16 protein-coding genes and 1 other RNA gene are annotated in these 14,603 nt (G+C 53.8%); 9 read left to right on the top strand and 8 right to left on the bottom strand.

The window, feature by feature from the left end:
• Window positions 1-25: 25 nt before the first annotated feature.
• A complete protein-coding gene (rpoE, locus tag ACX9GU_RS06585) occupies window positions 26-601 on the bottom strand; it encodes an RNA polymerase sigma factor RpoE (RefSeq protein ID WP_012146382.1) in 576 nt (191 codons plus the stop codon).
• Between the two features lie 213 nt (window positions 602-814).
• Here rpoE and nadB point away from each other — a divergent pair, with 213 nt between their 5' ends.
• A complete protein-coding gene (nadB, locus tag ACX9GU_RS06580) occupies window positions 815-2,416 on the top strand; it encodes an L-aspartate oxidase (protein WP_021807681.1) in 1,602 nt (533 codons plus the stop codon).
• 4 nt (window positions 2,417-2,420) lie between these two features.
• On the opposite strand, the gene trmN is transcribed toward nadB, so the two are convergent.
• Window positions 2,421-3,200, bottom strand: coding sequence for a tRNA(1)(Val) (adenine(37)-N(6))-methyltransferase TrmN (gene trmN / locus ACX9GU_RS06575; RefSeq protein WP_473194232.1), 780 nt, complete (start codon window positions 3,198-3,200; stop codon window positions 2,421-2,423).
• A gap of 87 nt (window positions 3,201-3,287) precedes the next feature.
• Between trmN and srmB the strand changes: the two genes are divergently transcribed.
• On the top strand, window positions 3,288-4,604 hold the full coding sequence (gene srmB, locus ACX9GU_RS06570) for an ATP-dependent RNA helicase SrmB (RefSeq protein ID WP_021178910.1): 1,317 nt from the start codon (window positions 3,288-3,290) through the stop codon (window positions 4,602-4,604).
• A gap of 51 nt (window positions 4,605-4,655) precedes the next feature.
• Here srmB and ACX9GU_RS06565 read toward each other — a convergent pair whose 3' ends face one another.
• From ACX9GU_RS06565 to grcA, 3 genes are all read right to left on the bottom strand, one after another.
• Window positions 4,656-5,411, bottom strand: coding sequence for an ankyrin repeat domain-containing protein (locus ACX9GU_RS06565; RefSeq protein ID WP_473194231.1), 756 nt, complete (start codon window positions 5,409-5,411; stop codon window positions 4,656-4,658).
• Entirely contained in the window at window positions 5,404-6,366 is a 963-nt protein-coding gene (locus tag ACX9GU_RS06560) for a Tle-like phospholipase domain-containing protein (protein WP_473194230.1), read from the bottom strand. The genes ACX9GU_RS06565 and ACX9GU_RS06560 overlap by 8 nt, the downstream gene beginning before the upstream one ends.
• Window positions 6,367-6,542: 176 nt before the next feature.
• Window positions 6,543-6,926 carry an autonomous glycyl radical cofactor GrcA gene (gene grcA / locus ACX9GU_RS06555; RefSeq protein ID WP_021178913.1) on the bottom strand — a complete coding sequence of 128 codons (384 nt, stop codon included), beginning with the start codon at window positions 6,924-6,926 and terminating at the stop codon, window positions 6,543-6,545.
• A 348-nt stretch (window positions 6,927-7,274) separates the two neighbouring features.
• Between grcA and ung the strand changes: the two genes are divergently transcribed.
• Window positions 7,275-7,958, top strand: a complete 684-nt coding sequence (ung, locus tag ACX9GU_RS06550) for a uracil-DNA glycosylase (RefSeq protein WP_021178914.1) — start codon at window positions 7,275-7,277, stop codon at window positions 7,956-7,958.
• A 52-nt stretch (window positions 7,959-8,010) separates the two neighbouring features.
• Here ung and grpE read toward each other — a convergent pair whose 3' ends face one another.
• The gene (grpE, locus tag ACX9GU_RS06545; protein ID WP_021178915.1) at window positions 8,011-8,586 is read right to left on the bottom strand and encodes a nucleotide exchange factor GrpE; all 576 of its coding nucleotides are present in this window, start codon (window positions 8,584-8,586) and stop codon (window positions 8,011-8,013) included.
• A gap of 124 nt (window positions 8,587-8,710) precedes the next feature.
• Here grpE and nadK point away from each other — a divergent pair, with 124 nt between their 5' ends.
• The 3 genes from nadK (at window position 8,711) to bamE (ending at window position 11,779) form a co-directional block, all read left to right on the top strand.
• Complete coding sequence (gene nadK / locus ACX9GU_RS06540) at window positions 8,711-9,589, top strand: NAD(+) kinase (protein ID WP_024485805.1); 879 nt, start codon at window positions 8,711-8,713, stop codon at window positions 9,587-9,589.
• Between the two features lie 86 nt (window positions 9,590-9,675).
• Window positions 9,676-11,337: a DNA repair protein RecN gene (gene recN, locus ACX9GU_RS06535; protein ID WP_473194229.1), complete on the top strand. Its 1,662-nt coding sequence runs from the start codon at window positions 9,676-9,678 to the stop codon at window positions 11,335-11,337.
• Between the two features lie 103 nt (window positions 11,338-11,440).
• The gene (bamE, locus tag ACX9GU_RS06530; protein ID WP_021178918.1) at window positions 11,441-11,779 is read left to right on the top strand and encodes an outer membrane protein assembly factor BamE; all 339 of its coding nucleotides are present in this window, start codon (window positions 11,441-11,443) and stop codon (window positions 11,777-11,779) included.
• A 113-nt stretch (window positions 11,780-11,892) separates the two neighbouring features.
• Here the strand turns inward: bamE and ACX9GU_RS06525 are convergent, their stop codons facing one another.
• Together ACX9GU_RS06525 and ACX9GU_RS06520 are read right to left on the bottom strand one after the other, a co-directional pair.
• Window positions 11,893-12,177 (bottom strand): RnfH family protein, encoded by a 285-nt coding sequence (locus tag ACX9GU_RS06525; protein ID WP_059201560.1) that lies wholly within the window; start codon window positions 12,175-12,177, stop codon window positions 11,893-11,895.
• Window positions 12,170-12,604 carry a type II toxin-antitoxin system RatA family toxin gene (locus ACX9GU_RS06520; RefSeq protein WP_021178920.1) on the bottom strand — a complete coding sequence of 145 codons (435 nt, stop codon included), beginning with the start codon at window positions 12,602-12,604 and terminating at the stop codon, window positions 12,170-12,172. The genes ACX9GU_RS06525 and ACX9GU_RS06520 overlap by 8 nt, the downstream gene beginning before the upstream one ends.
• Window positions 12,605-12,765: 161 nt before the next feature.
• Between ACX9GU_RS06520 and smpB the strand changes: the two genes are divergently transcribed.
• The 3 genes from smpB to ACX9GU_RS06505 all read left to right on the top strand — a co-directional run bounded on the left by smpB (window position 12,766) and on the right by ACX9GU_RS06505 (window position 14,569).
• Window positions 12,766-13,248, top strand: coding sequence for an SsrA-binding protein SmpB (gene smpB, locus ACX9GU_RS06515; RefSeq protein ID WP_021178921.1), 483 nt, complete (start codon window positions 12,766-12,768; stop codon window positions 13,246-13,248).
• 48 nt (window positions 13,249-13,296) lie between these two features.
• Window positions 13,297-13,660: a transfer-messenger RNA gene (gene ssrA / locus ACX9GU_RS06510) on the top strand.
• Window positions 13,661-13,960: 300 nt separating this feature from the next.
• Window positions 13,961-14,569: a Rha family transcriptional regulator gene (locus ACX9GU_RS06505; protein WP_473194228.1), complete on the top strand. Its 609-nt coding sequence runs from the start codon at window positions 13,961-13,963 to the stop codon at window positions 14,567-14,569.
• Window positions 14,570-14,603: the final 34 nt, after the last annotated feature.

The following is a 14,603-nucleotide window of genomic DNA, read 5'->3' as shown; positions in this document are numbered from 1 at the left end:
AGTACCCTTCCAGTGTCCGCTATCGCTAACGTTGGATCAGCGGTTGAACTTTATTATCGATAGCCTCCCGAGCACGGAAAATACGTGAACGTACGGTTCCGACCGGGCAATCCATGATGGCGGCTATCTCTTCGTAGCTTAGACCATCCAACTCCCGCAGGGTAATCGCCATGCGAAGATCCTCTGGGAGTGACTCAATGGTACGGAAAACTATCTGTCTCAGTTCTTCTGACAACATTAAGTTCTCAGGGTTCGAAATTTCTTTCAGTGCACCCGCACTTTCGTAATTTTCGGCATCATTGGCATCCACATCGCTTGATGGTGGGCGCCGGCCCTGAGCAACCAGATAATTTTTTGCTGTATTGACAGCAATTCGATACAACCAGGTGTAAAAGGCGCTATCACCACGGAACGACTCCAGTGCGCGATAAGCTTTAATAAACGACTCCTGCACCACATCGGGCACGTCGCCCTGTGGTACGTAGCGCGAAACGAGACTCGCCACTTTATGCTGGTAACGAATTACCAGTAAGTTAAACGATTTCTGATCGCCCTTCTGGACCCGCTCAACCAGAACCTGATCCGTTAACTGCTCGCTCATCCGAGGTAAATTCTCCCCAAATCTATCTCCACGCGTGAAATTGTACCGCCAGCCATACATTATTTTCCTGAGCAAGCACTCGCTTGGAGTTCATACGGAACGCTAAGTTCCATACCGCCATTGTTTTTTTGTTGATGTCACCTTGTCCGTGGCTTTTGCCCGGACAAGTAGGCTAACATGAATTTCACTCTTCTTCTGCACACATCATACGTTATGCAACCATCATCTGAACATGTTAGCGATGTATTGATCGTCGGTAGCGGTGCTGCTGGCCTCTCCCTGGCGTTGCGCCTGGCGCAACATTGCAAGGTTACTGTACTCAGCAAAGGTCCGCTCAATGAAGGCGCCACCTTTTATGCCCAAGGCGGGATCGCCGCGGTGTTTGATGAAACGGACAGCATCGCCTCGCACGTTGATGACACGCTGATCGCCGGAGCCGGCCTGTGTGACAAAGACGCCGTCGAGTTTATTGCCAGCAATGCGCGCCACTGCGTACAGTGGCTGATCGATCAGGGCGTGCTGTTCGACACCGAAACCAACTCCCAAGGTGAAGAACGCTATCACCTGACGCGGGAAGGCGGACACAGCCATCGGCGCATCCTGCACGCCGCCGACGCCACCGGCAAAGAAGTAGAGACTACCCTGGTAGCGAAAGCAAGTGCTCACCCCAATATTTGCGTGATGGAACGCCGCAATGCGGTCGACCTGATCACCTCCAACAAGATCGGCTTGCCGGGCACCAAGCGCGTAGTGGGCGCTTACGTCTGGAACCGTGAGCGGGAGCAGGTGGAAACCTACCGTGCCAAAACGGTGGTGTTAGCCACCGGCGGAGCGGCCAAGGTTTATCAATATACCACCAACCCGGATATCTCTTCGGGCGACGGTATCGCCATGGCCTGGCGCGCTGGCTGTCGTGTCGCCAATCTGGAATTCAACCAGTTTCACCCAACCTGCCTGTTCCACCCGCAGGCACGTAACTTCCTGCTGACCGAAGCGCTGCGCGGCGAAGGTGCCCACCTGAAACGCCCGGACGGCAGCCGCTTTATGCCAGACTTTGATCCGCGTGGTGAGCTGGCTCCACGTGATATCGTCGCTCGTGCGATTGACCATGAGATGAAGCGCCTGGGTGCCGACTGCATGTATCTGGATATCAGCCACAAACCGGCGGAATTTATCACCCAGCACTTCCCGATGATCCACGAAAAGCTGATGACGCTGGGCTTTGACCTGACGCAACAGCCGATCCCGATCGTCCCAGCTGCGCATTACACCTGCGGTGGCGTGATGGTCGATCAGCATGGCCGCACCGATCTGGACGGCCTGTATGCGATTGGCGAAGTGAGCTACACCGGCCTGCACGGAGCCAACCGCATGGCATCCAACTCGCTGCTGGAATGCCTGGTTTATGGCTGGTCCGCCGCCGAAGATATTCTGACGCGCCTGCCTGCCATCAAGCTGGCCAAACAGTTGCCGCAGTGGGATGAAAGCCGGGTGGATGATTCGGATGAACGCGTGGTGATCCAGCATAACTGGCACGAACTGCGGCTGTTTATGTGGGACTACGTCGGGATCGTGCGCACCACCAAACGCCTGGAGCGGGCACTACGCCGCATCAATACCCTGCAGCAGGAGATCGACGAATATTACGCCAACTTCCGCATCTCCAACAATCTGCTGGAACTACGTAATCTGGTGCAGGTGGCGGAACTGATTGTGCGCAGCGCGATGGAGCGCAAGGAAAGCCGTGGGCTGCATTACACGCTGGATTACCCGGACATGTTGCCGGAGCCAAAACCCACCATTCTGCAACCCTGAGGCTTCAGTAGTTCAGATAGAAATCGGTAATCAACTGGCGGAAATCGGTGGTGTAGCTGCCATCCGCCAGTTTTATTGCCAACTCCGCCTCTTCTTTCGCCACCGGTTTGCGCGCTAATGCCAACATCAAACGGTGCTTTGGCGTATCGGCCCGGTCGCTGATGTTCAGCCGCCGTGCGGTGTACCAGCCACGTTGGTGGGCATTCACTTCAAAAGCTTCACCGATCTCGTAAGGCAGCACCACGCAGAAATGGCCCTCCGCCGTTATCAATCGTTCGGCACTATCTAGCAAAGCGTCGTGAGTCAGAGTTTCCGTATAGCGGGCATTGGTGCGGGCCAGATCGCGACAGGCGACGGAAGGCTCAAAATACGGTGGATTGCTGACGATCAGATCGTAACAATGGGCATGCTGCTGGGCAAAATGATGGATATCCTGGCTGTGCACCTGGATCTTCTGCGGCCAAGGTGACTCCAACACGTTATCACGCGCCTGCAAGGCGGCGGCGTTATCCAGCTCAACCGCATCGATGGTGGCCTCGGCAGCCGTGCGCTGCGCCAACATCAGGGCGATCAGCCCACTGCCGCAGCCAATATCCAGCACCCGCTGCACGTTATCCACGGCAGCCCAGGCGCCGAGCATAACCGCATCAGTACCCACCTTCATCGCACAACGATCGTGGGCAACAAAGAACTGTTTAAAGGTAAAACCGCCGCGGCGCGGGGTCGATTTAGTTTTAATTTGATTACTCACAATGGCCACCAGCAGACAAAACTGGCGTAGCATAAGGCAAACTGATCTAGGGTAAAAGTTAAAAAGGGTGAACCCTGCGGCCATCCCGTCTATAATCGGCGCCCCAAGTAGAGGTAGATAATGACAGCAACCAATTTTTCCGAACTCGAACTCGATGAGCGCCTGATCCTCGCTTTGCGTGATAAAGGCTACGATCGCCCCACCGCTATCCAGGCCGAGGCGATCCCGCCAGCCATGGACGGGCGCGACGTATTAGGTTCGGCACCGACCGGCACAGGCAAAACCGCCGCATTCTTGCTGCCGGTTCTGCAACATCTGCTGGATTTCCCACGTAAGAAGTCTGGCCCACCGCGCGTACTGATCCTCACCCCGACGCGTGAGCTGGCAATGCAGGTGGCCGATCAGGCTCGTGAATTGGCTGCGCATACCTCGCTGGATATCGCCACCATCACCGGCGGCGTGGCGTATATGAACCACGCCGAAGTCTTTAGCGAAAACCAGGACGTGGTGGTTGCTACCACCGGCCGCCTGCTGCAATACATCAAAGAAGAAAACTTTGACTGCCGTGCGGTAGAAACGCTGATCCTGGACGAAGCCGACCGCATGCTCGATATGGGCTTTGCGCAAGACATCGAGACCATCTCGGCCGAAACCCGCTGGCGTACCCAGACGTTGCTGTTCTCCGCAACGTTGGAAGGCGAAGCTATCCGCGAGTTTGCCGAGCGTATCCTGAAAGATCCGGTTGAGGTTGAAGCCGATCCGTCCCGCCGCGAACGTAAAAAGATCCTGCAATGGTATTACCGCGCCGATGACGTGAAGCATAAAACCGCCCTGCTGGTGCATCTGTTGCAACAGCCGGACGTGCAGAAGTCAGTGATCTTTGTACGTAAGCGTGAGCGCGTGCATGAGCTGGCCGCCTGGCTGCGTGAAGCGGGCATCAACACCTGCTATCTCGAAGGGGAAATGGTGCAGGCCAAGCGTAACGAAGCGGTAAAACGCATGATGGATGGCCGCGTCAACGTGCTGGTCGCCACCGACGTTGCTGCTCGCGGGCTGGATATCCTGGATATCACCCACGTGTTCAACTTCGATATGCCGCGCACTGCCGATACCTATCTGCACCGCATTGGCCGTACTGGCCGTGCCGGGCGTAAAGGCACCGCCATTTCGCTGGTAGAAGCGCACGACCATCTGCTGCTGGGCAAAGTGGGGCGTTACCTTAATGAGCCACTGAAAGCCCGCGTGATTGACGAACTGCGTCCATCCACCAAGGTGCCTAGCGAGAAGAGCAACGGTAAACCTTCGAAGAAGGTGCTGGCCAAGCGCATCGAAGACAAGCTGAAGAACAAAGAGAAGGCCAAGGTGAAAGTACGCCATCGCGACGCGAAAAACGTCGGTAAGCGTCGCAAGCCAAAAGCCAAACCAGACGCAGAATAATCTCTCTGCCATCGAAAAACCGCCATCAGTTTGAGGGCGGTTTTTTTATTTTCAAGGCTGAGTATAGTGCCCAGCCAATTGCTGACTTTTGAGCCAGATCTCCAATTGGCGATACTGCTCACGCAACTCGCTATTCTGCAAATGCATTGGCGTCTGGGCAAAGTAATACTGGAACGTTCTCCCTTGCTGATTTAGTGCCTTGGCATCAGCCCCCGTTTGTAACAGCAGCAGCGCCAACTCTGGTGCGTTGATTTTTGCGGCCAGGTGCAAGGGCGTATCCCCTACTCTGTCACTCAAGGTACTATCAGCCCCGGCATTCAGCAGTATACGCACCTGCTCCTCCCGCCCCGCCAGCACGGCAGCGGCTAATGGCGTAGCACCAGTGACCAGATTACGCATATTAACCTGGGGAGCCTGTTGCAATAACAAGCGTAAATATTGCGCATCTTTAACCATCGCCGCCGTATGCAATGCCCCGTTGCCATCCATACCAGGCTGCCCAATATCTGCTCCCGCCTGTATCAACGCCTGTACACTGCCTGGCCTCTGCTGCAGAATCGCCCACTGCAAAAGTGTGATCTGCAAATCTCCCCGCACATGTTGCCGTTCAGCCGTTGCTTGCTGGCTAATTTGCCAAACATCATCTTCAGCCACCGCCTGTGATAAAGACAGGATATCGGTACCCGCAAATGGCGAAGTTTGCTGTTCCATATAGTGCTCCTTGGCTACCATCAATAACCCAGCGATCCCTAACAGGGGCAAAATGAGAGCCGCTATCCAGCAGCCTCTGCACCACCTTTTAGGCATTCGCCTTGATCTCCCATGGCTTCTGTTCCGCCATTGAACTGATTACTTTATCGATGCCATGTGCCGTCATGCTGCGATCGAAATATTTGCTTGGCCGCCAAGCATCAGTACCGCTCAGAGTCTCATTGTTGGCAATGGTTATTTTATGCCCGATCGCATCGGGAAGCAGTGAAGTCGACTCCTGCGTCCCCGTCAACATATCGTATTGTTCACTGTAACGACGGATCCCGCCAGATTCTGCATCTTGCTTTGCCGCCGCGGGATTAATACCGAAACGGTTCAGAGTATGATCGGAAACCCCAGCGGCGTTGAATGTTACCGCCAGAGAACCCGTTGCCAGCGCTGCCGTTGCTGCCAACCCTCCCCCCAACGAATGACCGGTGATCACTAACCCGTCACCAAACGCCGCTTTGGCATTCTTGGCAATTGCCACAGCATGATTGTACTGCACATCGTCGTACCCCGTAGCCTGACGCACATTACTCAGCCAATCGCGCATGTCATTAGTACCGGCGAAGGCCAGCACATAGTGCTGCTTATTCGAATAAATACCCGCCTGTAACCCCGAGGCTGTATGCAATAAACTTGCGGGGTCAATGCCAACACCCAGCAAATCGTTATCACTCATGCGCGAAAAACCCTCTGCCCCCTGCCCCGTAAGGTTGTAGACATCCTTGGCCAATAGCGCCAAAGAGTAATCGCCCTGCTGAGACTCTTGCCCACGAGACATCTCCAGCCTTGCGGCCAAAGGTACCGCAGCAGAGAGATCGCGAGTCAGTGAATCCAACAGGTTTTGTGCATTACGACTATTTTCAGAGGGGAGCGACACAGCAACTTTTGTCACCTGTGGCTCGTCGGTGTGGACTGGTTTTATTGCGTCTTGAGCCGGGAGTGCCGCAGCAGATACCGCGGTGATGGGCGTCATCGTCGAGATGAAACTCAAAGGCAAACTCATAAAGACTCCTTATCCATAGACAGCCCCAAATGGAACTGATTTAGCTATCGGCGAGTCCTACGAGTTCTGTAATGGGAATGATTATTTTTTGCAGCTAATGTGATCAAAATCTATTTTCTGCCGTGAAGGCATTAAAAAAGGGAGCCGAAGCTCCCTTTTGTCTACCTAGCCGAAAATTACAGGCTTTCGGTAAAGGTACGTGCGATAACGTCACGTTGCTGTTCTGGCGTCAGTGAGTTGAAACGCACCGCGTAACCAGAAACACGAATGGTCAGCTGCGGATATTTTTCTGGGTTCTTAACGGCATCTTCCAGCGTTTCACGGCGCAGCACGTTCACGTTCAGGTGCTGACCACCTTCTACGCGCACGGTAGGTTGCATTTCCATCGGTACTTCGCGGTACTCGATCTGGCCCAGTTCGCTAACAGGCACGATCTGATCTTCCGCGTAATCCGCTTTGGCACAGACACAGCGCGCTTCTGATTTCTCTTCATCCAGCAGCCAGAAAGAGTTCACCAGTGCTTGATTGTTCGCTTTAGTGATTTGAATACCAGTAATCATTTTGTTGCCTCCGTAATAGGGAGAAAAATTTCTACGTCGCCGAAAACTCGGTTGTGGTTCCCGGCCATTTGGTAAAACCAATGTTGTCTTGTTGTTCTGTATACCAGTCAAACCGGGTCAATTCTTTGACTAAAATCAATTTTTACGGGGTGGCTGAATGAGCATCAGAGGCAAATTTATGTTTTATATCAATTTTACCTTTTTGCTCGTTAAAATTATTTTTGTAAATTTTCAAAAATATTTGTATATGTCGCTCTTCATACCCATGGAAAAAGCGGGTTTCGCCGAGCGGAGGTTAACGGTAAGCTATGCACCATGAATTGCTAACAAAAACAAAGGAGAGTGCTTATGTCTACCTCCCTCACCTGGCACGACGTCATCGGCAAAGAGAAAGAGCAGCCCTACTTTCTGGATACACTCGCCTTTGTAGCTAATGAACGCCAGGCTGGTAAGACCATTTATCCACCGCAGAAAGACGTGTTTAACGCTTTCCGCTTTACCGAGTTGGCAGACGTCAAAGTGGTGATCCTGGGGCAAGATCCCTATCACGGCCCGAACCAGGCCCATGGCCTGTCGTTTTCCGTGCGCCCAGGCATCCCTGCGCCGCCTTCACTGGTCAATATGTACAAAGAGCTGGTGACGGATATCCCCGGCTTTGAACGCCCGACACACGGCTGCCTGCAAAGCTGGGCCGAGCAAGGCGTACTGCTGCTCAATACCGTATTAACCGTTGAAGGTGGCCGCGCGCATTCTCACGCCAATCTGGGCTGGGAAACCTTTACCGACAAGGTTATTGCCGCGCTAAACGAAAATCGCGAGGGTGTCGTGTTCCTGCTGTGGGGTTCACACGCACAAAAGAAAGGGAGCTTTATCGATCGCCAGCGCCATCATGTGTTGAAAGCGCCGCACCCCTCCCCGCTTTCTGCCCATCGCGGTTTCCTGGGTTGCCACCACTTTTCGCAAACCAATCAGTTACTTGAACAACAAGGCCTGGCACCGATTGACTGGGTGCCGCACCTGCCGCAGGAATGATCCAGCCACAAAAAAGGCACCACGAAGGTGCCTTTATCCTCAGCAGGTCTTATTAAGACTTGGCTTTGGATACCGCTACCATCGCAGGGCGCAGCAGGCGGCCATTCAGCGTGTAGCCTTTCTGCATCACCATCATCACATGGTTCGGCTGATGGTCGGCTGATTCCATCAGGCTCATCGCCTGGTGAACGTCCGGGTTGAATGGCACGTTGAGCTCGCCTACCACTTCGATGCCGTACTTGCGTACCGCGTCCAGCAGTGACTTCAGCGTCAGCTCAATCCCTTCGATCATCGCGACCAGTTCAGGGTTGTTCTTGTCCGCCAGCTCCAGCGCACGCTCCAGGTTGTCGATCACCGGCAGCAAATCACCGGAGAATTTTTCCAGCGCGAATTTGTGAGCCTTCTCGACATCCAGCTCGCTACGGCGACGAACGTTTTCCATTTCGGCCTTGGCACGCAGCACACTGTCACGCTCGCGTTGCTGAGCTTCAGCCAGTTGGGCTTCCAACTCGGCAATGCGATCATCGCGCAGATCGGCGCCTGCCGCCATGGCTTCCTCGTGCTGTGCTTGCTGTTCCATTTCTTCCGAGGCTTGCTCGTTTGGCGTCTTCTGTTCTTTACTACTCATGAATATCTCCGCGTTTTAGCATTAATCTCGCAACTTGGCTTATTATGGGGATCAAAACCGGGGTTTCAAGTCAACCGGTCACAATGTGGGGCATAAACCGTCCCTGGTGAGGAAAATGGCAGCGATGAAGAAAAAATTTGCATGTATTGGCATTGTTGGGCACCCGCGTCACCCTTCCGCATTGGCTACTCATGAAATGCTGTTTGAATGGTTGGTTGCCCGTGGCTACAAGGTGATCCTTGAACGCCAGATTGCCCACGATTTGGGCATGAAAGACGTAGACACCGGCAGCCTGGCGGAGATTGGTCAACGGGCCGATCTTGCCGTCGTGGTGGGTGGTGACGGTAACATGCTGGGCGCAGCGCGCGTATTGGCGCGTTATGACATCAAGGTGATCGGGGTAAACCGTGGCAATCTCGGCTTCCTGACCGATCTCGACCCGGACAACGCACTCCAGCAGTTGGCGGACGTGCTGGAAGGGGAATATATCGACGAGAAGCGCTTCCTGCTGGAAACCATCGTCCATAAAGAGCACCAGCAATGCCGCGTCAGCACCGCGATTAACGAAGTGGTGCTTCACCCTGGCAAGGTGGCGCACATGATCGAGTTCGAGGTTTATATTGACGATCGCTTCGCTTTCTCGCAGCGTTCCGATGGCCTGATCATCGCCACGCCAACCGGTTCGACCGCCTACTCGCTTTCCGCAGGCGGGCCCATTCTGACTCCGTCGCTGGAAGCCATCGCGCTGGTGCCAATGTTCCCGCACACGCTTTCCGCCCGGCCGCTGGTGATCAACGGTGACAGCACCATTCGCCTTAAGTTTTCCCATATCGGCAGCGATCTGGAAATCAGCTGCGACAGCCAGATCGCCCTGCCCATCCAGGAAGGTGAAGAGGTACTGATCCGCCGCAGCGACTTCCACTTAAACCTGATCCATCCCAAGGACTACAGCTATTTCAATACGTTGAGCACCAAACTGGGCTGGTCAAAAAAATTATTCTAAAAATGGCGCCAACCGCTTTACTGTATATAAAACCAGTTTATACTGTATGAAATCACAGTTATGTGTTTATACACAGGAAGGTCCCTATGTTGGCGCAATTAACCATCAGCAATTTTGCTATCGTTCGTGAGTTGGAGATCGACTTTCAAGCGGGTATGACGGCAATCACCGGTGAGACCGGTGCCGGTAAGTCGATTGCTATTGATGCGTTAGGCCTGTGCCTCGGCAATCGCGCCGACGGCAACGTGGTACGTCTGGGGGCCTCCCGTGCCGATATCTGTGCCCGCTTCTCACTGGCATATACCCCATCCGCCCGCGAATGGCTGGAACAAAACCAGCTGGATGACAGCAACGAGTGCCTGCTACGCCGCGTGATCGGAACAGATGGCCGCTCCCGTGGTTTTATCAACGGCACCGCCGTTCCCCTTTCCCAATTACGGGAGCTTGGCCAGCGCCTGATCCAGATCCACGGCCAGCATGCTCACCAGCTGCTGCTAAAACCCGAACACCAAAAACAGTTGCTGGATGCCTATGCCGGCGAGCCGGCCTTGCAGGCCGCCATGCACCAGGCTTACCACCAATGGCATCAAAGCTGCCGCGAACTGGCGCACCATCAGCAACAATCTCTCGAGCGCGATGCCCGCAAGCAACTGCTGCAATACCAGTTGAAAGAGCTGAACGAATTCGCCCCACAGGCCGGTGAATTTGAGCAGATCGACAGCGAATACAAGCGCCTGGCCAACAGCGGCCAGTTGCTGACCCTCAGCCAGCAGGCCCTGCAACTGCTAGCCGATGACGAGCAACACAACATGCTCAGCCAGCTCTACACCACCAAGCACCTGCTGCTGGACCTGATCGGCATGGATGAGAAGCTAAGCGGCCTGCTGGATATGCTGGAAGAAGCCTCGATCCAAATCAGCGAAGCCAGCGATGAACTGCGCCATTACGCAGACCGCATGGATCTCGATCCCAACCGCCTGCATGAGCTGGAACAGCGCCTGTCGCGCCAAATCAGCCTGGCACGTAAGCACCATGTTTCACCGGAAGAATTACCCGGCCTGCATCAACAACTGCTGGATGAGCAACAGCTGCTTTCCCAACAGGCCAGCGATCAGCAACACCTGAGCGAAGCGGTCAACCTGCATCATCAACAGGCGCTGGCACTGGCTGAGCAGTTGCACCAGAAGCGGCAGCACTATGCGGCCGAGTTAACGACTCTGATCACCGAGAGCATGAATGCGCTCTCGATGCCGCACGGCAAATTTAATATCGACGTCCGCTTTGAACCGGAATACCTGAGCAGCGAGGGGGCCAGCCGCGTTGAGTTCTGCGTCTCCACCAACCCGGGGCAACCGCTGCAGCCGTTGGCAAAAGTGGCCTCCGGCGGTGAGCTTTCCCGCATCGCGTTAGCCATCCAGGTCATTACCGCCCGTAAAATGGAAACTCCGGCGCTGATCTTCGATGAGGTAGACGTAGGCATCAGTGGCCCAACGGCCGCCATTGTTGGCCGCCTGCTGCGTCAGTTGGGTGAATCAACCCAGGTTATGTGCGTGACCCACCTGCCGCAGGTCGCCGGTTGCGGTCATCAGCATTTATTTGTCAGCAAGCAAACCGACGGCACGGTAACCGAAACCCAGATGTCACCTTTGGATAAACGCGCCCGTCTGCAAGAGTTGGCGCGCCTGCTCGGCGGCAGTGAAGTCACTAAAAATACGCTGGCAAACGCAAAAGAATTGCTGGCCGCATAACTTTTTTACTTTCCTGAGGTCATAATGAGGCCCTGTAAAGGTTCCCAACTGCTGCAAGGTCTATTATCATCGGCATCCTATGCCCTAAAGGAATGTGATTATTATGCGCTGTAAAATGCTGACAGCTGCCGCTGTGGTTCTTGTGATGCTGACCGCAGGCTGTTCTACTTTTGAGAAGGTGGTTTACCGGCCTGATATCAACCAGGGTAACTACCTGACACCAACCGACGTGGCAAAAATCCACAAGGGAATGACGCAACAACAGGTTGCTTACACATTGGGCACGCCAATGATGCAGGATCCGTTTGGTACCCAGACGTGGTTCTACGTGTTCCGCCAAGAGCCTGGCCATGAGAAGATCACGCAGCAAACGCTGACGTTGACGTTCGACAGCGCAGGCGTGTTGACGGATCTGCAGAATAAACCGGCACTGACCGAGTAAGCCGAGCCGGAGCTGTCATCCGGCCCGTGGGGGAAGAGTGAGATCCTTCATGACAGTCGCAGGCTGCAACTCGGAAGACAACGTTCTGATGAAGATAAGGCGCATTCAGCGCCTTATTTTTTTGCCTTTTCCGCCCGCTGACGGCGCAGTTCTTTCGGATCGGCAATCAATGGCCGGTAAATCTCTACCCTGTCGCCATCATTGAGCACATCGCTCAGCTTGGCCGGTCGGCTGTAAATACCCACCTTGTTGCTGGCCAAATCGATATCGCTACGTAGCTCTAACAGCCCAGAAGCCAGGATGGCCTGCTCAACGCTGCTGCCTGCGGCCAACTTAACCTGGCGCACATACTGGCGTTCTGGCAACGCATAGACCACCTCAACGCGTATCTCAGACACTGTAGACCTCTTTGGCGCGCTGAGTGAACGCTTGCACCATGCTACCGGCCAGTTCTTTAAACACTTTACCGAAGGCCAGCTCGATCAGTTTGTTGGTGAACTCAAAATCCAGGTGCAGCTCTACCTTGCACGCCTCGGGGCTTAACGCGGTGAACTGCCAGCCGCCCATCAGCTTGCGGAACGGGCCATCGACCAGTTGCATATTGATGCTTTGGTTATCCAGCAGCGTATTGCGCGTGGTAAAGGTTTTGCTGATGCCGGCTTTTGCCACCTCTACCGCGGCGGTCATTTCATTAGGGGAAGCGGCAATCACCCGGCTGCCGGTGCATCCTGGCAGAAAATCGGGGTAAGAATGAACATCGTTAACCAACTGATACATCTGCTCAGCGCTGAATGGCACTAATGCAGATCGACTGATCTGGGGCATATCATTTCCTGAGAGGCAAAAAACGTACAGATAATACCATTTATCTGGCGCCAAACAAAAAATCTGCTACGCGCGGCACGGATCCAAAATGCGAGAAATTGCGCAGGTGCTGAGTGGGAAAGGATTTCTTTCGCTGCGCCATCCAGTATAATGAGCGCACTATGACAAAGAAAAAAGCATACAAACCCGGTTCCGCGACCATTGCACAAAACAAGCGAGCACGTTTCGAATACTCCATCGAAGAGGAGATCGAGGCGGGTTTGGCCCTGCAAGGTTGGGAAGTAAAATCACTGCGTGCTGGCAAAGCTAACATCAGCGACAGTTATGTGATGTTCCGCGACGGTGAAGCCTATCTGTTTGGCGCCACCATTTCGCCGCTGAACGTCGCTTCAACTCATGTGGTATGCGATCCAACACGTTCCCGTAAACTACTGCTGAAAAAACGTGAGCTAGACTCACTGATCGGCCGCGTTACCCGCGATGGTTATACCGTCGTCGCCCTCTCCATGTATTGGAAAAATGCCTGGAGCAAGGTGAAGATCGGCGTAGCCAAAGGTAAGAAAGAACACGATAAGCGCGATGACATCAAAGATCGTGAGTGGCAGACGGCGAAAGCCCGTATCATGAAGCATGCCAATCGTTAAGCCGCTGGCTTAACAGGGTAATCTTCTGTTATACTGCACAAAGTACTTGGGGCTGATTCTGGATTCGACGGGATTTGCGAAGCCCTAGGAGCATGCCGAGGGGCGGTTTGCCTCGTAAAAAGCCGCAAAAAAATAGTCGCAAACGACGAAAACTACGCACTAGCAGCTTAATACCCTGCTTAGAGCCCTCTCTCCCTAGCTTCCGCTCTTAAGACGGGGATCAAGAGAGGTCAAACCCAAAAGAGATCGCATGGAAGTCCTGCCTGGGGCTAAAGTGCTAAATCTAATCAGGCTAGTTTGTTAGTGGCGTGTCCATCCGCAGCTGACCGGCGAATGTAAAGATTGGACTAAGCATGTAGTGCCGACGGTGTAGTAATTTCGGACGGGGGTTCAAATCCCCCCAGCTCCACCACTTTTGATAGGACTGTGCATGGACAGCAAGTGCAAAAACAGTCACTTAGAGATACAAACCGGACACTGACCAGACAGTGAATGGACCACAAAGGGTACGTAAAGGAGCCGCGGATTTTTTTAGCGGCTTTCTTGTTTATGATGATTGGTCATCATAAATAGAAAAAAATTTGTCCGGGTGGCGGGCGGTCATAAAAAACCCGCAAGGGAAAAACTGCAGGCCGTCTTGTAGCGGTGTTCAAGCACCCGACCGCCCCACTGAACATGGGGTACTGAACGAATCTACAAGGACGCCCCTCCCATGACACTATCAATTCTTGCTGCATCCCCTGAAATTTTTATCCATGACGGAAAAGCCGTCACCACCTCCCTGGCTGTCGCCAATTTTTTCAAAAAAACTCACGACAACATTTTGAAAAAGATCCGTGCCGTGATCACCGAATGCGAACCGGAGTATCGTCTCGTCAATTTTAACGAGACGTCCTATCAGCGCGAAAACCCAAACGGCGGCGCCGGGATCCCTACCATGATGTTTGAACTGACCCGCGATGCTTTCGTGCTGATCGTGATGGGATTCACCGGCAAAAAGGCTCTGCAGTGGAAGATCGATTATATTGGCGCCTTCAACCGGATGGAGGCCAAACTCCGCAAGGGTACTCCACCAGCGCAATACCAGATACTCACCACGCTGGAAGGCGATCACGTCGTGAAGGTTGAGCATGTTTCACCCGGCAAGGTGTTGCTGCATCCGTCCGAATGCCTGGAGATAGCCAAGCGTTCCGGATACGTGGTGATCCATTATACGGACCTGAAAAAAATGACAGTTGATGAGTTTTTGAAGCTGGGCGGGCTGGCCGAGAAAACCAGTGGGGTATGGCTGGAAAAAATGGGAAGCATTCGTGATCGCTAAATAAATCGAAACTCATACTAGTGCAGGCGGCTTT

The sequence above is a fragment of the Serratia sp. K1WW1 genome (assembly GCF_055790865.1).
The sequence above is the reverse complement of the archived record's forward strand: the minus strand, read 5'-3'. Positions and strand labels throughout refer to the sequence as shown.

Excerpts from the sequence above, each read along its gene's own strand:
- rpoE (WP_012146382.1), bottom strand. The coding sequence starts at position 601 with ATGAGCGAGCAGTTAACGGATCAGGTTCTGGTTGAGCGGGTCCAGAAG.
- nadB (WP_021807681.1), top strand. The coding sequence starts at position 815 with ATGCAACCATCATCTGAACATGTTAGCGATGTATTGATCGTCGGTAGC.
- trmN (WP_473194232.1), bottom strand. The coding sequence starts at position 3,200 with ATGCTACGCCAGTTTTGTCTGCTGGTGGCCATTGTGAGTAATCAAATT.
- srmB (WP_021178910.1), top strand. The coding sequence starts at position 3,288 with ATGACAGCAACCAATTTTTCCGAACTCGAACTCGATGAGCGCCTGATC.
- ACX9GU_RS06565 (WP_473194231.1), bottom strand. The coding sequence starts at position 5,411 with ATGCCTAAAAGGTGGTGCAGAGGCTGCTGGATAGCGGCTCTCATTTTG.
- ACX9GU_RS06560 (WP_473194230.1), bottom strand. The coding sequence starts at position 6,366 with ATGAGTTTGCCTTTGAGTTTCATCTCGACGATGACGCCCATCACCGCG.
- grcA (WP_021178913.1), bottom strand. The coding sequence starts at position 6,926 with ATGATTACTGGTATTCAAATCACTAAAGCGAACAATCAAGCACTGGTG.
- ung (WP_021178914.1), top strand. The coding sequence starts at position 7,275 with ATGTCTACCTCCCTCACCTGGCACGACGTCATCGGCAAAGAGAAAGAG.
- grpE (WP_021178915.1), bottom strand. The coding sequence starts at position 8,586 with ATGAGTAGTAAAGAACAGAAGACGCCAAACGAGCAAGCCTCGGAAGAA.
- nadK (WP_024485805.1), top strand. The coding sequence starts at position 8,711 with ATGAAGAAAAAATTTGCATGTATTGGCATTGTTGGGCACCCGCGTCAC.
- recN (WP_473194229.1), top strand. The coding sequence starts at position 9,676 with ATGTTGGCGCAATTAACCATCAGCAATTTTGCTATCGTTCGTGAGTTG.
- bamE (WP_021178918.1), top strand. The coding sequence starts at position 11,441 with ATGCGCTGTAAAATGCTGACAGCTGCCGCTGTGGTTCTTGTGATGCTG.
- ACX9GU_RS06520 (WP_021178920.1), bottom strand. The coding sequence starts at position 12,604 with ATGCCCCAGATCAGTCGATCTGCATTAGTGCCATTCAGCGCTGAGCAG.
- smpB (WP_021178921.1), top strand. The coding sequence starts at position 12,766 with ATGACAAAGAAAAAAGCATACAAACCCGGTTCCGCGACCATTGCACAA.
- ACX9GU_RS06505 (WP_473194228.1), top strand. The coding sequence starts at position 13,961 with ATGACACTATCAATTCTTGCTGCATCCCCTGAAATTTTTATCCATGAC.